Genomic DNA, 308 nt, shown 5'->3' with positions numbered 1-308 from the left:
CGGCCAACCAAAGTAACTTCTTTTTCAAAATCCACGCGTTTGCGCAGATTCGCCGGAATCAAAACGCGTCCGGCGCTATCCCACTCCAAAATCTCCGCATTGTGCAGCAGCAAATTCTGATACCGTTGCAAAGACTCATTGCCGGCCACTTTCAACTTCAAAATCTGCTCGGCTTTTTCTTCCCAAACGGGCTCGGGGTACATCAATAATTTTTTTCGGGAATCCAGTGTGACCACAATTGCAGGCGTATAACGGCGCAGCAAAATATCGCGGAATTTGGCAGGAATCGCCAACCGCCCTTTACTGTC

The 308-nt window shown here is 49.0% G+C and carries 1 protein-coding gene; it reads right to left on the bottom strand.

What is annotated here, in order from left to right; all coding sequences use genetic code 11:
- The coding region (locus ACTHSP_RS23460; protein ID WP_440347177.1) for a division/cell wall cluster transcriptional repressor MraZ at window positions 1-308 on the bottom strand (308 nt) is incomplete at both ends.

The organism is Neisseria sp. P0001.S005, from assembly GCF_051963715.1.
The sequence above is the reverse complement of the archived record's forward strand: the minus strand, read 5'-3'. Positions and strand labels throughout refer to the sequence as shown.